At 46.9% G+C, this 16,162-nt stretch carries 17 protein-coding genes and 1 riboswitch; of the genes, 11 read left to right on the forward strand and 6 right to left on the reverse strand.

Annotated features, from left to right (window positions below; all coding sequences use genetic code 11):
- Positions 1-580: 580 nt before the first annotated feature.
- A complete protein-coding gene (locus tag C7R92_RS28955; RefSeq protein WP_106836554.1) occupies positions 581-1,177 on the forward strand; it encodes a PepSY domain-containing protein in 597 nt (198 codons plus the stop codon).
- Between the two features lie 30 nt (positions 1,178-1,207).
- Here C7R92_RS28955 and C7R92_RS28960 read toward each other — a convergent pair whose 3' ends face one another.
- Entirely contained in the window at positions 1,208-1,813 is a 606-nt protein-coding gene (locus C7R92_RS28960; RefSeq protein ID WP_244195862.1) for a metallophosphoesterase family protein, read from the reverse strand.
- A gap of 165 nt (positions 1,814-1,978) precedes the next feature.
- Between C7R92_RS28960 and C7R92_RS28965 the strand changes: the two genes are divergently transcribed.
- Entirely contained in the window at positions 1,979-2,911 is a 933-nt protein-coding gene (locus C7R92_RS28965; protein ID WP_106836556.1) for a manganese-dependent inorganic pyrophosphatase, read from the forward strand.
- Between the two features lie 50 nt (positions 2,912-2,961).
- On the opposite strand, the gene C7R92_RS32490 is transcribed toward C7R92_RS28965, so the two are convergent.
- Positions 2,962-3,132, reverse strand: a complete 171-nt coding sequence (locus C7R92_RS32490; protein WP_017250241.1) for a hypothetical protein — start codon at positions 3,130-3,132, stop codon at positions 2,962-2,964.
- Positions 3,133-3,268: 136 nt separating this feature from the next.
- Here C7R92_RS32490 and C7R92_RS28970 point away from each other — a divergent pair, with 136 nt between their 5' ends.
- Positions 3,269-4,027 (forward strand): MerR family transcriptional regulator, encoded by a 759-nt coding sequence (locus C7R92_RS28970; RefSeq protein ID WP_106836557.1) that lies wholly within the window; start codon positions 3,269-3,271, stop codon positions 4,025-4,027.
- 52 nt (positions 4,028-4,079) lie between these two features.
- On the opposite strand, the gene C7R92_RS28975 is transcribed toward C7R92_RS28970, so the two are convergent.
- The gene (locus C7R92_RS28975) at positions 4,080-4,658 is read right to left on the reverse strand and encodes a pyridoxamine 5'-phosphate oxidase family protein (RefSeq protein WP_106836558.1); all 579 of its coding nucleotides are present in this window, start codon (positions 4,656-4,658) and stop codon (positions 4,080-4,082) included.
- Positions 4,659-4,823: 165 nt separating this feature from the next.
- Between C7R92_RS28975 and C7R92_RS28980 the strand changes: the two genes are divergently transcribed.
- The 7 genes from C7R92_RS28980 (at position 4,824) to C7R92_RS29010 (ending at position 11,163) form a co-directional block, all read left to right on the forward strand.
- Positions 4,824-5,771 (forward strand): MBL fold metallo-hydrolase, encoded by a 948-nt coding sequence (locus C7R92_RS28980; RefSeq protein WP_069851261.1) that lies wholly within the window; start codon positions 4,824-4,826, stop codon positions 5,769-5,771.
- Between the two features lie 92 nt (positions 5,772-5,863).
- A riboswitch (cobalamin riboswitch) is annotated at positions 5,864-6,013 on the forward strand.
- A gap of 157 nt (positions 6,014-6,170) precedes the next feature.
- A complete protein-coding gene (locus C7R92_RS28985) occupies positions 6,171-7,166 on the forward strand; it encodes an ABC transporter substrate-binding protein (RefSeq protein ID WP_106836559.1) in 996 nt (331 codons plus the stop codon).
- A gap of 1 nt (position 7,167) precedes the next feature.
- Positions 7,168-8,205, forward strand: coding sequence for a FecCD family ABC transporter permease (locus tag C7R92_RS28990; protein ID WP_106836560.1), 1,038 nt, complete (start codon positions 7,168-7,170; stop codon positions 8,203-8,205).
- 8 nt (positions 8,206-8,213) lie between these two features.
- Positions 8,214-8,990 (forward strand): ABC transporter ATP-binding protein, encoded by a 777-nt coding sequence (locus tag C7R92_RS28995; protein WP_017250235.1) that lies wholly within the window; start codon positions 8,214-8,216, stop codon positions 8,988-8,990.
- A 24-nt stretch (positions 8,991-9,014) separates the two neighbouring features.
- The gene (gene cobU / locus C7R92_RS29000; RefSeq protein ID WP_106836561.1) at positions 9,015-9,581 is read left to right on the forward strand and encodes a bifunctional adenosylcobinamide kinase/adenosylcobinamide-phosphate guanylyltransferase; all 567 of its coding nucleotides are present in this window, start codon (positions 9,015-9,017) and stop codon (positions 9,579-9,581) included.
- Between the two features lie 278 nt (positions 9,582-9,859).
- Positions 9,860-10,516, forward strand: coding sequence for a YitT family protein (locus tag C7R92_RS29005; RefSeq protein WP_017250233.1), 657 nt, complete (start codon positions 9,860-9,862; stop codon positions 10,514-10,516).
- Positions 10,517-10,686: 170 nt separating this feature from the next.
- Positions 10,687-11,163, forward strand: a complete 477-nt coding sequence (locus tag C7R92_RS29010; protein ID WP_069851253.1) for a hypothetical protein — start codon at positions 10,687-10,689, stop codon at positions 11,161-11,163.
- On the opposite strand, the gene C7R92_RS29015 is transcribed toward C7R92_RS29010, so the two are convergent.
- The 3 genes from C7R92_RS29015 to C7R92_RS29025 all read right to left on the reverse strand — a co-directional run bounded on the left by C7R92_RS29015 (position 11,148) and on the right by C7R92_RS29025 (position 14,448).
- Positions 11,148-12,254 (reverse strand): N-acetylmuramoyl-L-alanine amidase family protein, encoded by a 1,107-nt coding sequence (locus tag C7R92_RS29015; RefSeq protein WP_106836562.1) that lies wholly within the window; start codon positions 12,252-12,254, stop codon positions 11,148-11,150. The genes C7R92_RS29010 and C7R92_RS29015 overlap by 16 nt on opposite strands.
- Before the next feature lie 102 nt (positions 12,255-12,356).
- On the reverse strand, positions 12,357-13,166 hold the full coding sequence (locus C7R92_RS29020; RefSeq protein WP_069851251.1) for a WYL domain-containing protein: 810 nt from the start codon (positions 13,164-13,166) through the stop codon (positions 12,357-12,359).
- Positions 13,153-14,448 carry a helix-turn-helix transcriptional regulator gene (locus C7R92_RS29025; RefSeq protein ID WP_167403241.1) on the reverse strand — a complete coding sequence of 432 codons (1,296 nt, stop codon included), beginning with the start codon at positions 14,446-14,448 and terminating at the stop codon, positions 13,153-13,155. The genes C7R92_RS29020 and C7R92_RS29025 overlap by 14 nt, the downstream gene beginning before the upstream one ends.
- Positions 14,449-14,631: 183 nt before the next feature.
- Between C7R92_RS29025 and C7R92_RS29030 the strand changes: the two genes are divergently transcribed.
- Positions 14,632-16,068, forward strand: a complete 1,437-nt coding sequence (locus C7R92_RS29030; RefSeq protein ID WP_069851496.1) for an RtcB family protein — start codon at positions 14,632-14,634, stop codon at positions 16,066-16,068.
- The last annotated feature ends 94 nt before the right edge of the window (positions 16,069-16,162 follow it).

Here is a 16,162-nt window from a genome sequence, read left to right on the forward strand (position 1 = left end):
ACTCCCTCCTACTCGATTTTCCGATTGTCTGATTCTGTATAGGCATAAGTGATAGCTTGGGTTGCTTGTGTAGTCAATTGGATACGTGCTGGGTTTTTCACTTCCAAGGTCATAACGGACATGACGACCGTTTGCATGGTGACGATAAAATAGATTCAAAAAAAGATGTTTTTCAAAAGTGGTGATTCCACGGAAAAATCGTTTCTCCTTCTCATGTAAGAAAAAATTGAAAGTAGTAAGAAACGATATGTATTACACTGCCATTCACGCTCTCTTTCATATGTCATCGAGTCGGCTGTTGTCCTCTCGATTGCTTTTATTATACGGATAAAAGCGGAAAGCACGCAAAAGCGCGGGTGTTCCATTTGCGTCGATTTACAGCCGAAATAGATCGTTTTTGCCAGTAGAAAACACTCGCTCTTCTTGTTAATCGCTGTGGCTCACCGGCAATCATGAATTCTGTGAGAGGTCTCATCTATTTTCTCATCAATTTCTAATCTCTCTCTTTTTTTTCCTTCATCTGTCCTTTTTATGATAAAGGAGATCAAACAAAACCAGTCGAAAAAAGGAGCGAGATCATATGAAAAAAGTAGTCATGACCATGGTAGGAGCACTGATTGTAGGGAGCCTCAGCGTAACAGCCTTTGCACATAGCAACCAATATTACAGCGTACCGCAAAAGAACACATCTACCGTCTACCTGCAAATCGACGATGATGTGAAACACAACTGGGCGAAGCTCGTGCGCATCACGCCTGAAAAAGCACTGAAAAAAGTTCGTGAGGCACAGTCTGGCGTTATTACTGAATGGAAATTGGATGACGAGAATGGTTTTCTCGTATACAAAGCAGAGATCAAAAACAAGCATCAAGAATTTGACGTTTACGTCGATGCGATGACTGGTGAGGTGTGGCATACAGTTGACCACGATGACGACGATGATCATGATGACGACAACGACGATCAGTGGAACAAACAACAAGTGAAAATCAGTGTAGAGCAAGCGAAAAAAATCGCTTTGGCTAAAGTGAGCGGCACCATCAAATCCATCAAGCTGGATGAAGACGATAACCACTATGTGTATGAAGTGGAAGTGAAAACGGCTAAAGGACAGGAAGTAGATTTGGAGATTTCCGCTACAACAGGTGCTGTACTGGATGTAGACTGGGACGATTAATCGATTCCGCTATCTTTCTCAACCGACCCATTAATCTGTAAAGGGTCGGTTTTTTTGTGCCAGGGCTTCTAAAAATTCCATTGCTTCTTGAGCCGTAGGTATTTTGCGGACATTCTCTTCGGAAAATTGCTGGGCTTGCGGATAGTTCGTGGAAGCGATTTGTTTTGCGGCTGCCTCTACGTCATAGGGTGTAAAGCGATGTTCGTAGCTGTCACCATCAAGCAGTAACCAGTATGCACCTGGTTTGTCGGCAAACGGCATGCCCACACTTCCAGCATTGAGAATACGTAAATCGCCAAGGCGACGTTCAAATTGGACATGTGTATGACCACAGATGACTGTTCGCTGCTGTGTCCCCCCAAAGTAAGTGGCAACGACTGCATCTGATGTACGGGGAGTGAAAATATCTTCATCATTGGTGGGATTGGCGTGGCAGAAAAGTACGTCCTCGTAATCCTCTCGTATTAACGTGTAGGTAAGTGGGAGTTGCACCAGAAAGTCACGATGAGAGCGGCTCAATTGCTCCGCAACCCATGACGTGATTTCCCGCACAGAATCGGATATTTCCATGGCCAGAGCCTTACCGTCAAAAGTGAGTACGACTTCACGATCACCATTACCTCGGATGAATTGCACAGGTGTATCCAATCACTCTCATTTCACTTCGCCTCCCATTTATTTCCGAATGATCTTCAAAACCTTATTTCCAACGATCCAATTTGAACCTATAATGTATCTTGGGCATATCCTCTAAGCTATGGTATAATTTTGACGCCAAATTACGATTAAGGAGTATGGATGATGGAAAAAAAATTAATCTTCGGTCATAAAAATCCAGACACAGATTCCATTTGTTCAGCACTTGTGTATGCTGACTTGAAAACAAAATTGGGCGCGAATGTAGAGCCTGTACGCCTGGGTGTAATCAGCAGCGAAACAGCATTTGTGTTGGATTACTTCCAAGTAAAAGAGCCACGCCTCGTAGAAACAGTGGCGAATGAAGTAAATGAAGTCATCCTTGTAGACCACAACGAGCGCCAACAAAGTGCGAATGATATTGAGCAAGTGCAAGTGGTAGAAGTGATCGACCATCACCGTATTGCGAACTTTGAGACGAGCAATCCTCTCTACTTCCGTGCAGAGCCTGTTGGATGCACCACAACCATTTTGAAGAAAATGTACAAAGAAAACGGCGTAGACATTCCAAAAGAGATGGCGGGCTTGATGCTTTCTGCTATCATTTCGGATACGTTGCTGTTGAAATCTCCAACTTGCACGGAGCAAGATGTAGCTGCTGCACACGAGCTGGCTGAAATCGCGGGTGTTGATTTGCAAGCATACGGTCTGGACATGCTCAAAGCGGGAGCAGACCTGAGCGACAAAACAATCGCACAACTGCTCACGTTGGATGCAAAAGAGTTCCAAATGGGCAATGCGAAGGTAGAAATCGCGCAAGTAAATGCGGTGGACGTAAATGATGTACTCGCACGCCAAGGCGAACTGGAAGCGGCTATGAATACAAACATCGCTGAAAAAGGTTTGGACTTGTTCGTGTTTGTTGTAACGGATATCTTGAATAACGATTCTGTTGCGATCGCTCTCGGCAGTGCAACTCAAGCAGTAGAAAAAGCGTACCAAGTAACATTGGTGGACAACAAAGCTGTTCTGAAGGGCGTTGTCTCCCGTAAGAAGCAAATCGTACCGGTATTGACTGATACATTCCAAGCTCTGTAAGAAACAAAGATGGCTGCCCATGCACAAGTTGCGGGCAGCCATTTTTTATTTTACATGCCTTGGTCAGGGTTGTTGTGCATCTGGAACAAGGTTTGCTGGTTATAAGCATCGTCACTGTAATGGGTGATGGCATGTTTATCTCTCGCTTTGAGACTAAGCAGACCTGTTAATCCCCATCCGGCACCGAGTACCGCTACAATGAAGCCGAAGACATAGAGCATTGAAATCCCCCCTTGTATGGCTTTCTCTATATTTTAGCAAATTATGAAAATAGAGTAACGCTAATTTTTTGATGAAAATGTGTTTGACATTGACGGTCCGTAAATGTGTACGATCAATTTGTCAGGAGGAATGAACATGGAATATACGGTACAAAAGCTAGGACTCCTGGCGGGTGTCAGCACCCGGACGCTCCGATACTACGATGAAATTGACCTTCTCAAGCCGGCGAGAGTCAATTCGTCAGGGTATCGCATTTACGGACAGCAAGAGGTTGATCGATTGCAGCAAATCCTTTTTTACCGCGAGCTGGGTGTGAGCTTGGAGGAGATCAAGGAGATCCTGGATTCACCAACCTTTGATGCTGACCAGGCACTACGGGAGCACCGCGAGAAGCTCCTGGAAAGGCGAACGCAATTGGATGCGTTAATCGCCAATGTCGATTTGACATTAGCACAAAGAGAGGGGACCAAAACGATGAGTGACAAACAAAAATTTGAAGGCTTCAAACAAAAGTTGATTGACGACAACGAGGCCCAGTACGGAGAAGAAATCCGCTCAAAATATGGAAGTGACCAGGTTGACAAATCCAATCAGAAGGTCAAAGGCATGACAGAAGAACAGTATGCCGTGCTGGAGAAATTGAATGCAGAGCTGCACGAGACGTTGGCGCAGGCTTTTTCGACAGGTGATCCTGCTCATGAATTGGCGCAAAAAGCAGCGGATCTTCACCGTCAATGGCTGAGCTTTTATTGGGACAGCTACAGCAAAGATGCGCACGCAGGTGTTGCCCAGATGTACGTCGAAGACCCGCGCTTCACGGCCTATTACGACAAGGAACAGCCTGGTGTTGCCGAGTTTCTCAAAGATGCAGTGGTCATTTATACGAGCAAGTAAAGAGATTTCAAAAAAGAAGCTGCGAGTAGGGCAGCTTCTTTTCGTTTTACTTTTAGTTATCCCTACCTACTGCGGGAAAAAGTTTTTGCCCCAATGGGGTTGGCAATCCATCCATGCTTACTACGTTGTTTTCCTTTTGATAATCAAGCAGTTCTTGCTCGTCTTTAGCCAAGGTCCATTTCTGAAGGGTGTCGCGTTCTTTTGAATAGGAATAGAAGGGGATAGCCCAGCCGCAAGAGGTCTTTACTTCCTGTATGTTGACGGTAATGATTTGACGAGCACCGGGCAGAAGCGGAAATTCTTTTACGAGCTCATCCCACCGAGGCGTATCTGGGAGAATAACCGTTCCTTTGCCGAATAGTCGCATGATGAGAGGGGGGCCTTCAAACGCACAGAACATGAGAGTAATCCTGCCATTTTCCTGAAGATGAGCGCTGGTTTCGTTTCCACTTCCAGTCAGGTCTAAATAGGCGACCTCGGTAGGCGATACTATGCGAAAAGAATCGTACCCTTTCGGTGAAAGATTCACGTGACCATTTGTGTCCATAGGAGCAGAGGCAACAAAGAACATCCGTTGCTTCTTGATAAACTTCTCATGCTCAGGTCGTAATTCAGAAAAAAGTTGACCCATTTTTGCACCCCTCCAGATAATGGAATCGATTTTGCTGCCCTCATATTATCATGAAAATATGAAGATTTTGTGTGATTCATCCCCAATCCCTACAGTATAGATGGTAAAGTGTAAATATTCCAACACAATGGCAACGCGAGACTTTTGAAAAGGAGGAGTATTTACATGCAAGCAACAGAGCCAATTTACTTAGGGGAACGCATCCATTTAATAGACGGTTTCGATATGGGCTGGGCGGAACGTACGGGGACGTATGTGATCGCGGAGGAGGAGCTCACATTGGTAGAAACAGGACCAAGCCCCTCCGTCCCATACATCAAGGCTGGTCTCGCCAAGCTCGGTTATAAGCCGGAACAAGTCAAATACATCATCGTGACGCACATTCACTTGGATCATGCAGGAGGAGTAGGACTGTTTCTGAAGGATTGTCCGAACGCAAAGGTCGTTGTCCACCCGAAAGGTGCACGTCATCTCATAGATCCGAGCCGACTGATCGCAGGCGCGAGAGCGGTGTATCATGATGATTTTGATCGATTGTTTGATCCGATTGAGGCTGTTCTCGAGGAACAGATTTTGATTCGTGGGGACGGAGATACACTAAAGATCGGAGAGAATTGCGTATTGGAGTTTCTGGATTCGCCAGGGCATGCCAATCATCACTTCAGCATCTACGATCCAGTAAGCCGCGGCATGTTCACAGGTGATACGGCAGGTGTGCTCTATCCACAGCTTAAAAAGGATGGCATACACCTCGTGCTGCCATCTACTTCGCCGAATCAGTTTGACCCGGATGCCATGTTAGCGTCTCTAAGCCGTTTTGAAGCGCGCAAACTGAGTCGCATTTACTTTGGTCATTTTGGGATGACAGAGCAGGTAGATGACGTGTACCGCCAAATACGCGAGTGGCTCCCCATGTTTGTGGCGGAAGGAGAGACAGCGCTTGTTGCTGGACAATCATACAATGAGCTGTCTCTTACGTTATTTGAACGAGTCTCGGATCATCTACAGTCACAAGGAATCAGCAGTGACCACGAAGTATTCGAAGTACTCAAGCTCGATTTACAAGTATGCTCCATGGGCATTCTCGATTATTTGGACAAACGAGGGAAATAGCGAGGCAAGAAAGTATTGGCTTATGTGTTTGTCATTCTTTTTTCAATCAAGGAATGCTATGATGTAGGATGAGTCATGGACTGTGACAATTTCAAACGTAACAGCAAATAGGTGCCTCGTCTTTTTAACGAAAAGATCGGGTGAAAAGGGAAGTCGGTGAAAATCCGACGCGGTCCCGCCACTGTAAATCGGCTCGTTCCTCAGCCGTAAGCCAGGAGACCTGCCTGTTTGTTTTAGTGCCTGTTGCCTTCGCGGAAAGGATCGGCCTATTTCAGGAAGCAGACCATCCTGTCTGTTTGCCCTGAGGTGCCGACCCTTTGATTTCCGAATGGAAGCAAGGGTCGATTTTTTTATTGGAAAGGAACAGTCAATCAGACATGCAGAAAGGAAGTTCTACATATGAAACGTTCATTGCGATTCATGATCCCACTACTAGTTGCGGCTAGCCTCGCAGGTTGTGCGGGTAACGATAACAGCCAGCCAGCACCAGGGGGACAAACAAGCGCACCGCAGACAGCACCGCAAGAGAATGCGGCCGAGCAACCTGCAAAACAAACAACGTATCCATTGACCGTCAAGGATGCAACAGGAAAAGAAGTAACCTTTGCAAAAGCTCCTGAGCGAATCGTCTCTACATCACCTGCCGAGACAGAGATTTTGTTCGCATTAGGCTTGGAAGATCGGATCGTAGCTGTCTCAGACTATGATGATTATCCAGATGCGGCGAAGGCAAAACCGAAAATTGGCGGAGTCGTCAAACCAAATGAAGAAGCCATTCTCGCTCAAACGCCGGATATGGTCGTCGGTGGGATTTCGATGGAAAAGCCAGTGGCTGACAAGCTCAAATCTCTCGGAATGCCAGTCTATATTACCCATCCGACAAAGATGGATGACATCCTAAACAATGTTTTGGCGATGGGAGTTATCACGAACACACAGGAACAAGCCGAAAAAGTCGTCGCGCAAATGAAGAAAGACATCGCGTACGTTCAAGAAGCAGTGAAAAATGTAAAACCGGAAGAGAAGAAAAAGGTATATCTGGAATTTTCCCCAGGCTGGACAGTCGGAAAAGGCGAATTCATGGATGAACTCATCACCCTGGCTGGAGCAACAAACATTGCTTCCGACACCGAAGGGTGGAATCCGATCAGTGAAGAAAAGATTTTGCAAAACGATCCAGACGTCATTTTGTATGCGAGCGGAATTACCGATGAAAAGACTGGCATCAAGCTAGAGGATATGATCGCGAATCGCAATGGCTGGGATAAAATGAAGGCGATCCGTGAAAAACAAATCTTTGGCATGGACCAAAATATTTTGTCTCGCCCTGGTCCGCGTATTACACAAGGCTTAATCGAAGTAGCCAAGGCGATTTACCCTGACTTGGTGAAATAAAATGAAGAAACGATTGTTCATATGGGGAGGAGTTAGTTGTCTCGTCCTTCTGGCATCAATAGTTATCAGCATCTCGATGGGGGCGGCACAACTCCCCATTTCGCAAGTATGGCTCATCCTGCTCCATCAAATCCCTGGCTTGTCTGAGTGGATCACCGTAACGTGGCCGGAGTCATCTGAGCAAATTGTCATGAAGGTTCGTTTTCCACGGGTTGTATTGGCTGTCTTGATTGGCGCCTGCTTGTCACTTGCGGGAGCGGGCTTTCAGGGAGTATTGCGCAATCCGCTTGCAGATCCGTTTACGATGGGCGTGGCATCGGGTTCTGCTGTCGGAGCAGCCTTCTTGATCCTTTTTGGCTTGCAAATCACCTTTTTGGGTGCATGGAGCACGCCTGTCGTCGCTTTTCTTACAGGATTGCTCAGTTTATGGATCGTACTCGGACTCGCGAATACGCAAGGAAAGCTGCAAACAGAGACCCTGATTTTGTCTGGTGTCGTGGTGCAGGCTTTTCTCGGCTCACTCGTTTCGTTTATGGTGTCGCTATCCGACCAGACGGTGAATGAGATCGTGTTCTGGCTTATGGGCAGCCTGTCATTTCGAGGGTGGGCCTTTACGTACGTCTTGATTCCGTACTTGGTCATAGGTGGAATGGTACTTGTGAGCTATGCGCGTTCCTTGAACCTATTTGCGTTGGGGGAGCGGCAGGCTGCGCATCTCGGCGTCCATGTGGATCGAACGAAGTTAGTGGTTCTGGTCGTTTCGACCCTCCTGACTGCAGCGGCGGTTTCTATCGCGGGAATTATCGGGTTCGTTGGCCTGGTGGTACCGCATCTCGTCCGATTGCTGGTTGGTCCTGACCATCGTATTTTACTGCCGATGTCTGCGATCTGCGGTGGTATTTACGTGCTGTGGGCCGACACTCTTGCCAGAATGCTGCTGAGTCCAACAGAAATCCCGCTCGGTGTCGTGACAGCATTTCTGGGAGCACCGTTTTTCGCCTATTTATTGAAGCAAAATAAACGCTTTAGGAAGAGGTAACGTTTGCAATGATCAATGTGCGCAACTTGCAAAAATCGTATCAGGATACGCCTGTTTTGCACGGCATCGATTTTTGCGTGGACAAGGGAGAATTTTTTGGCATCATCGGACCAAATGGAAGCGGAAAATCTACCTTGCTAAAAATAATTTCAGGTGTCATTAAGGCAGATGCAGGAGACATTTTGCTTCAAGAGAAAAAGCTTCATTCCTATCCACGCAAAGAGCTTGCCAAAATACTGGCAGTTCTGGAGCAAGAGGGTCTGCCGCCAGTCGGCTTTCGTGTCCGAGAGGTGTTGGAAATGGGTCGCTTTCCTTACCAAAATTGGCTAGGGGAAGAGAAGCAGGATGTCGCATCGCTCATTGATGAAATCGTACAGATGCTCGGTCTTGAACATTTGGAAGAGCGCACACTGGATCAGTTGAGTGGTGGAGAAAAGCAGCGCGTAGCTTTGGGGAAGGCATTGATCCAAAGACCTCAGGTGCTGTTGCTCGATGAACCCACGACCTACCTTGATATCGGGTACCAGATTCAACTCATGGACATCGTGCGAAAATGGCAAAAGACGACGCAGGTGACGGTCATCGCTGTGCTGCACGATCTGAATCTGGCCTCCCTATACTGCGATCGTATTTTGATGCTGCACAGAGGAAAGCAGATAAGTGTTGGCGCACCAAAAGACATCTTGCAAAGTGACAGAATAGAGGCTGTATACGGAACCAGACCGATTGTCATGGAGCATCCTGTTCATCATTTGCCGCAAATTATTTTGCAATCGCAAGTATAAGAGGTTGTTTAAGGAGAAAGAAGCATGATCGTACTGATTACAGGCGGAGCACGCAGCGGAAAAAGCACGTTTGCCGAAAAATACGCGGCTCATTTGGGCTCCTCGGGTGTTTACATCGCGACCGCACAAATCACGGATGAGGAAATGGAAGAGCGGATCTTGCACCATCGAGACCGCCGCTTGCAGTCTGGCTTTCCTTGGCAAACGATCGAGGAGCCGTACGCATTGACAGAGTGGCTCGCGAAGCTCGGGGCACAAAAAAACATACAAGAACAGCAGACAGTGATTTTGATTGATTGCTTGATCCTTTGGCTGTCCAATTGGCTGCTGCATGATGGAGTGGAGCAGACGTTTGAGCAAGTGCTCCAGCAGGTGGATAGGCTGGTCAAAAAGCTAAAAGACTACCCAGGGACAGTTTTACTGGTGACAAACGAAGTAGGCGATGGACTCGTCCCGCAAAACCCGTTGGGCCGTAAGTTCCGTGACTTGGCGGGCTTGATGAATCAACGTGTCGCAGCCGTTGCCGATCAAGTTTTTCTTGTCACAGCAGGAATTCCAGTTGAGCTAAAAGGACAAGCTTTCCGATTTTAACTCGGTGAAAAGACGGTTTCGAATCGTCTTTTCACCTTTTTTGTGATATAATACAAGAAAAGCCATGGAAGGGATCAGGATACCATGCGTCCCCATAGGACGATCTGGAAACGTTTTGACCTCTCCTACATCTAGCTTCGTAGTAGTCGATCGTCACTGAAGGCGACTAACCTACTACGAAAGCGAGGCCCTTTGTATGAGTAGCGACTTATACTTTCGATGTTCCTCGGTAGTCGGTTGGTCGTCTGTGCCTAAACCGACAAAAATGCGAGGAAACCGTGATGAGGAGAGCGCTGCAGTTATCTAAGCGTTACAGTATGATTTTGTTTGGAGCTTGTTTACTTGCTTTTGCGTATTATCACATTAACTTTCAGAACCATTTGTCTGAAGGTGGGTTTGTTGGCTTGGGGTTATTGGCGAAATACGCCTTTGACTTGTCGCCAGCGATGGTGATGCTTTTGCTGGATATCCCACTGTTTTTGGTTGCCTGGTTAGTAAGAGGCCGCCAGTTCATTTGGGACACGATTTTTGCATCACTTGCTTTTACCGTATTTTACGATTTGTTTGAACGATTTTCACCGATTGTCATGGATATGAGCAGAATGATGCCGCTGGCGTCTGTCTTGGCCGGTGTACTGACCGGACTGGGTACCGGATTGGTTCTGCGCTATGGAGCTGCGACAGGTGGAGACGATATTTTCTCCCTGTTGATCAGTAAGTACACGGGATTGTCCATTGGTACGGTCTTTCTTTTACTGGACGTTATTGTGCTTTGCATGTCGTTCTGGTTCGTACCAATGAAAGAGATGATGTATACCATTTTGGCCGTTGTCATTTCCAGCCAAGTCATCACCTGGACCGTCAATCATGGTGCAGGAATGGAGGTCATGGAAGAGGAGCACGGGCATGGAAGTGTCTCGATGACCCACCGGTAATGAGTAGATATTCAGTTGAAAAACATGCCTATACAAAAGCAAGCAAAAGGCCAAGTCGGTTTTCATGTCGACTTGGCCTTTTGAACGTTTATGACCGTTTTTGTACATAATATCCTGCTTTCCTAGTGGATACTAACCAACACAGATACTATCGATGGAAAGGACCTGCCATGAGCGATCCGTTTTTTAGCAACTACAAAGCATTCGTTGTCATACCAGCGGATGAGAAGCAAATGGGACCGGAGCCTTTTGACCCGAAGGATTACGCCAGCCATTTCATCCTGACGTTTTCGTTGTACGATGCAGTTATTTCCTCCTGGAGGGAAGCGACAAAGTATAAAGTGCAGGCAAAAAAGGGCCTGTTGAATGTGATCGATGGTTTCAACGCCAAACGCCGTGGTACAGCCCGTCTGCATTTGTTGGAAATGGAAGAAGACCAGGCGTATTTCGTCCTGGCCTTGTCGTTGAAAATCCAAAAGGAAAATGAGAAAGTGGTCATGGAGATGATCACCAATCTGCTGGAGAAAGATTTCGCAACCGACCTGTTGATCGGAGAGACCTGGTATCAGATCATTGGTGCCAAAGGAAAATTCGAGCGGAAGCTGTTCTCCTACAGTGTCCAGCCGTACGATTATCGACCGAAGTAATCAGCTAGTGCTTCCGTAATCGCCTGCGCAGCTTTGTCCTGATAGGACGATGTACGAACAATGCCTTCATCCTTTGGATTCGATAGGAAGCCAAGCTCAATTAAGACGGATGGATCACTATTTTCGCGCAGGACGTGGTAATTGCCGAATGAAATGCCGTTGCTTCTTAAACCGATGCCACCACCCAAGCGAGTCTCAATCGCTCGAGCTAACGGCTCATCTTTGTCTTGCGAATAATAAAACGTAAGTGTCCCGCTATTTGGCTTCGGAGAAGAATTGTAATGGATGCTGATGAAGGCATCTGCCGCCTTGGATTCACTAAAAGCGACACGCTGCGATAGCGAAGGCTTTTCTGTGTCACTGGTCCTCGTCAGGAAGACTTGCGCACCGCGTTGTCGCAGTTTGCTGGCGAGCAGCATGGACGTTTTGTAATTCAACGTTTTTTCCATACTATTCCACTTCGTACCCTGTGTCCCGATATCAGAACCACCATGTCCCGGGTCGATGACGATGACTTTCCCTTTTAAGCCAGGCGTTTTGGAGCTTTTGGACACCGGAGCGCTGGACTTGGCATCGCCAATATACGTCGCAGACACCCAGCCTGTTTGTCCGTTGGAAGTTCTCGCTTGGATCCAGTCTGCTTGCTTTTGCAAAATGTCTACACGGGTTCCTCTGGGCAGCGAAAGGATAATCTCATGGCTCGTGCTTGGTCCTTTTCGCATTCGAAGCGAATCGGCCAAAACTGTGCCTTGCTTGCTTTTGACAGTGGTTGTATTGGCTGGGGAAGAAGCTGAACCCGCACTCGTTACCGCACCTTTTTGCAAGTAATATCCCGCGACCCAGCCTACCTTTTGATTGTATCTAATTTTTGCCCAACCGTATGCTTCATCGGTAATCGTCACGACCGCTCCATATGGCACGGTAGCGACAACAGAAGCATTGGGGGCTGGTTCACTGCGAACGTTCAGAGAGGTTGCGATCACTTTTGCCTGGATGACACTTGCTGCTTGCGTCGGCTCCGTAATAAACGGCCATGACAGACTAAGCCATAGCCCACATATGAGAGACGCTTTTTTACATGTTGTTTTCATCATTTCTACCTCTGACTTGGATTAGCTACTATCTCACCTGAACTATAATAAGGGAAATGCAGGAAATCGAATAGGGTATGATTTCCTGATTTTTTGGGACAATCAAAGTGGAGATTCAGTATATCTTGCCAAGGCGTTCATTGCCGACTCTGCCATTCGCTGTTTGAGTTGATCGTTTTCTACTACTTTTACCCGCAGGCCGAGAAAACGAATGCGCGATAAAATAAACTCCTGTTCGTCAGATAGAAAGTGCAGGGTGATCGTATACACCTGCGATTCTGGATCAAAAGCGACCTCTTTGTCAAAGCAGGAGAAGGCGTACAAGATGCGTTGGAGCTCAGCGTTGTAACGACGGATGATCACAATTTTTGCCATCTGCTTGCGCTGTTGGATCTGTTCCGAAATGGTCGGTAAAAAACTGTCATACCATACATCTTCTATGTGAAGCTCATCGACGGAGCGAATGAGATGCAGCGGAGTCGTGATCAAGCGATTGGAAGACATGTTCAGCCAGATCAGGTACCAGGCCTTCTTGGCAAGTGAATATTCCAGCTTGTAGGGAACCCCTCGTTGATTGCGAAAAACCGGGCCTTTGTTCGTGGCTGCGGTTATTTTTATGTGATTCTTGCCAAGTATGATTCGTCGCAGGGTGCGCACGAATGGACTCCACAGTTGTTTGGCCTGTGTTTGCGCTTTTTCCACGACTCGTTCTTGTTCGGTCGATTCACTTTCTGGTATGTGTGTCAAACGGCGAAGCTTATCGAGTGTAGCGGGCTCGAAAATTTCTGCCGCAGACGGATTCGCCAACATCAGGGCGAGCCACGCTTTTTCGTGTGAAGTTACCGGATAAACACCTGCTTCATCCAGCCGCGTCACTAGCTGGTAATTATGTATCTTATCAAACAGATTCATAGTAGGCGAGCAGCTCCTCCCATTCTTTTTGGAATTGCTTGCGAAGAAACAGCGGTTCAAGTACTTCGACGCTTGAACCGAAGCTGCGAATCCACGGGGTAATTTCCATCGTGCTGTTCACGTTTATCTCGTACACAAAGCTCTCCCGTGATTCTTCTGTCACAATCCCCCATTGTCCTTGTGCCTCCACTCGCTCTTGGATAAAGGAATGAGGCGTGTTGCGAGGCTGAAAAAAGCGAAGGCGTACGGTTACGAGTTTTCCGGTATCAATCAGCCAACTATGGGCAATGCGCTCATCTGCACTTGCTTGTAAGGAAGAGAAGATTTCCGGCGTAACGGAATTGCCTGTTACGAGCTTAGTCATACCTTCCACACGGTATTTGCGCAGCGGACCATTGCCGCACCCTTGTGCCAGCAAGTACCATCTGCCGTATTGATGATCAAAAATAACCCGGAGTGGAATCACCTTTTGATGTCGCCCGGATGAATCCCGTTGGAAGGCCGGATTTGTATTTTGGGAATCGTAAAACTTTCGACGTTTGGGTGTGTAGTAGTGAAATTCAACGATTTTTCGCTGACGAATAGCTTCCGTGAGTAGCAAAGCTTGATATTCATCGAGAATACGTGAGACAAAATGATATTTGTATAAAAACGCAGATGCATCGGTTATCTTCAAGCGATATTTGAGATAACGTTTCACTTTTTCTTGCAGGAGATAACCAGGGACGGCCGGCAGCTGTGTATTGGCCATGAAGTCGATGAAATCATACAGATCTAATAGCTCGTCGTCCGTCAGCGAGTCTAGTAGCTCACCATCGAATTGATAAACGTACGGTCTGACTTCACTACTATTTTTTATCACGCCAATTTCTTCGAGGTATTTCATGTCTTGGCGAATCGTTTTTTCATCGGGCTCTGTATCCACAAACGTATCCAGCAAGTCTTTAATGGAGAGAGGCTGTTGTCTGAGCTTTTCCAAGATGTGCGACAGTCGCTCTACTTCGGAATCCTTCAATGATTTTGCATGATACAAAAACATCAAGAAATTGTCCGTCACCTCAAAATAGTTGTAACGAAGCTGCGCGTAATACTCTTTTTTCTCCTCATCGCCGACATGCTGATAAAAGGTCGATTGGATGTCCTTCAGCTTTTTTATCGTTTTATCAAGCGTATGAACGGAGATCCCGAGCCGCTCGGCTAACTGCTGCCGATTGTAGGCACCAGCGGTCAAAAACAGGAGACGGAGCAATTGCAGCTCTTTGTCAAAGCTTTCGCGTGCCATTACATTCATCCTTATTCATTCGTCATTTATTTCCAAATTAGTCCTCATATTACGAAGAGGCTGAAGAGAAGTCAATGATAAAAAGAGGTTCGTAATACTTTTACCATGTTCAAACCACATGCACGGATGGAAAATAAGGGTATGAAAAACAGCGCAGGCTGTGAGAGACAGGAGAAATGGATGATGAAAACAATCTTGCATGGAAACAACCATCGTGAAGTAAAACTGGAGAATGGAGATGTGCACGTTTTTGCGAATGACGAAGTCTTTGCGAGCTTCGGTGAACGCGTATATCAAATGGCAGACAATAATTTGCGTATTCCGCGAAATGTTTATTTTTCGTATACACCCGATGCGCATGTGGGCGTTGGGACCTGCATTGGGACGACAGCGGTTTGGAATCTTGCCGATGGATTTGTCTCGCCTTCCATCGTCGGATCAGACATTGGATGCGGAATGCGTGTGCATCTGACTCCGTTGCATCGAGACGACCTCAAAGACAAGAGCCTAAAACGTGCATTGATTGAAGCGATCGAAGCGTACGTCCCGACAAACGAACGGGGAAATACGCATTTTACAGATATTCGCTTGGAGGAAGTAGTGAAGCATGGCTTAAAAGGACTCCCTAGCAACTACATTCCGGATACAGAAGAAGCGCCTGATATGCTAAGCCGTTCTTTCTCGCATGTGGAAAAGTACACATTTGAATTCGACCATTCCTTCCTGGAGCAAATACCGCAAAAATCTTGGAGTCGCGGGTGGGGCCAGTTGGGAACATTGGGGGGCGGTAACCACTTTATTGAAATCCAGCATATCGAGATCGCGGAGGAGAACAGGGAGATTGCGAAAGCGTGGGGACTGTTCGATGGTCAGGTCGTCATCATGATTCATTCCGGTTCGCGGGCGTGGGGGGCAATGCTAGGGCGTGATTACACCAAAAGCTTCAAGGAAGCCATGTACAAATGGGGGATTCATAATCCCGAGCCGAGCCTGGTATATGCTCCGATTCAAAGCGAGGAAGGGCAACAGTATTTGAATTTGATGTACTCCGCGCTGAACTTTGCGGTAACGAATCGGCATATGATCGGATTTTCTGTTGAGCAGGCGTTTCGCGATGTTTTCGGTAACGAGATGCGTACACCAGTCCTGTATGATTTGATGCATAATTACGCCTTGAAAGAATTCCATCGCAACACACCGATGCTCGTCCACCGCAAAGGAGCGACGAAGGCGTTGCCAGCAGGCCATTTCCAAAATCCGAAGGCTTACCGTGAGACAGGACATCCAGCTTTGATCCCAGGTTCTATGGGAACATCGTCCTATATCATGGTCGGATCGGACGCCGGAGCCAAAAACTTTTATTCGATCTGCCATGGCGCAGGGCGTGTTCGTTCCCGCAAAGCAACGAAGGAGCTTGTGACCATCGATCAATTCGAGCAGGCAATGCGCGTAGGACAGGAAGACGAGATCATGGTGAATCACCGTTCGCTCGCTTCCATCCTTGATGAATGCCCGCAAGCCTATAAAGATGTAGATCAAATCATCGATTCGGTTGTGGGAGCAAATCTTGCATCTGTCGTCGCAAAATGTAACCCTCTTATTGCCATAAAAGGAGTATAATGAAGAGTGGCTTCCTGAAAAGTTTTAGGGGGAGCCACCTTTTGTGATTTAACTTACACTAAATAATAGAAATTAAATTGTGAACAAATTGCGT

It is taken from the genome of Brevibacillus porteri (genome assembly GCF_003013475.1).
Classification (GTDB): domain Bacteria; phylum Bacillota; class Bacilli; order Brevibacillales; family Brevibacillaceae; genus Brevibacillus; species Brevibacillus porteri.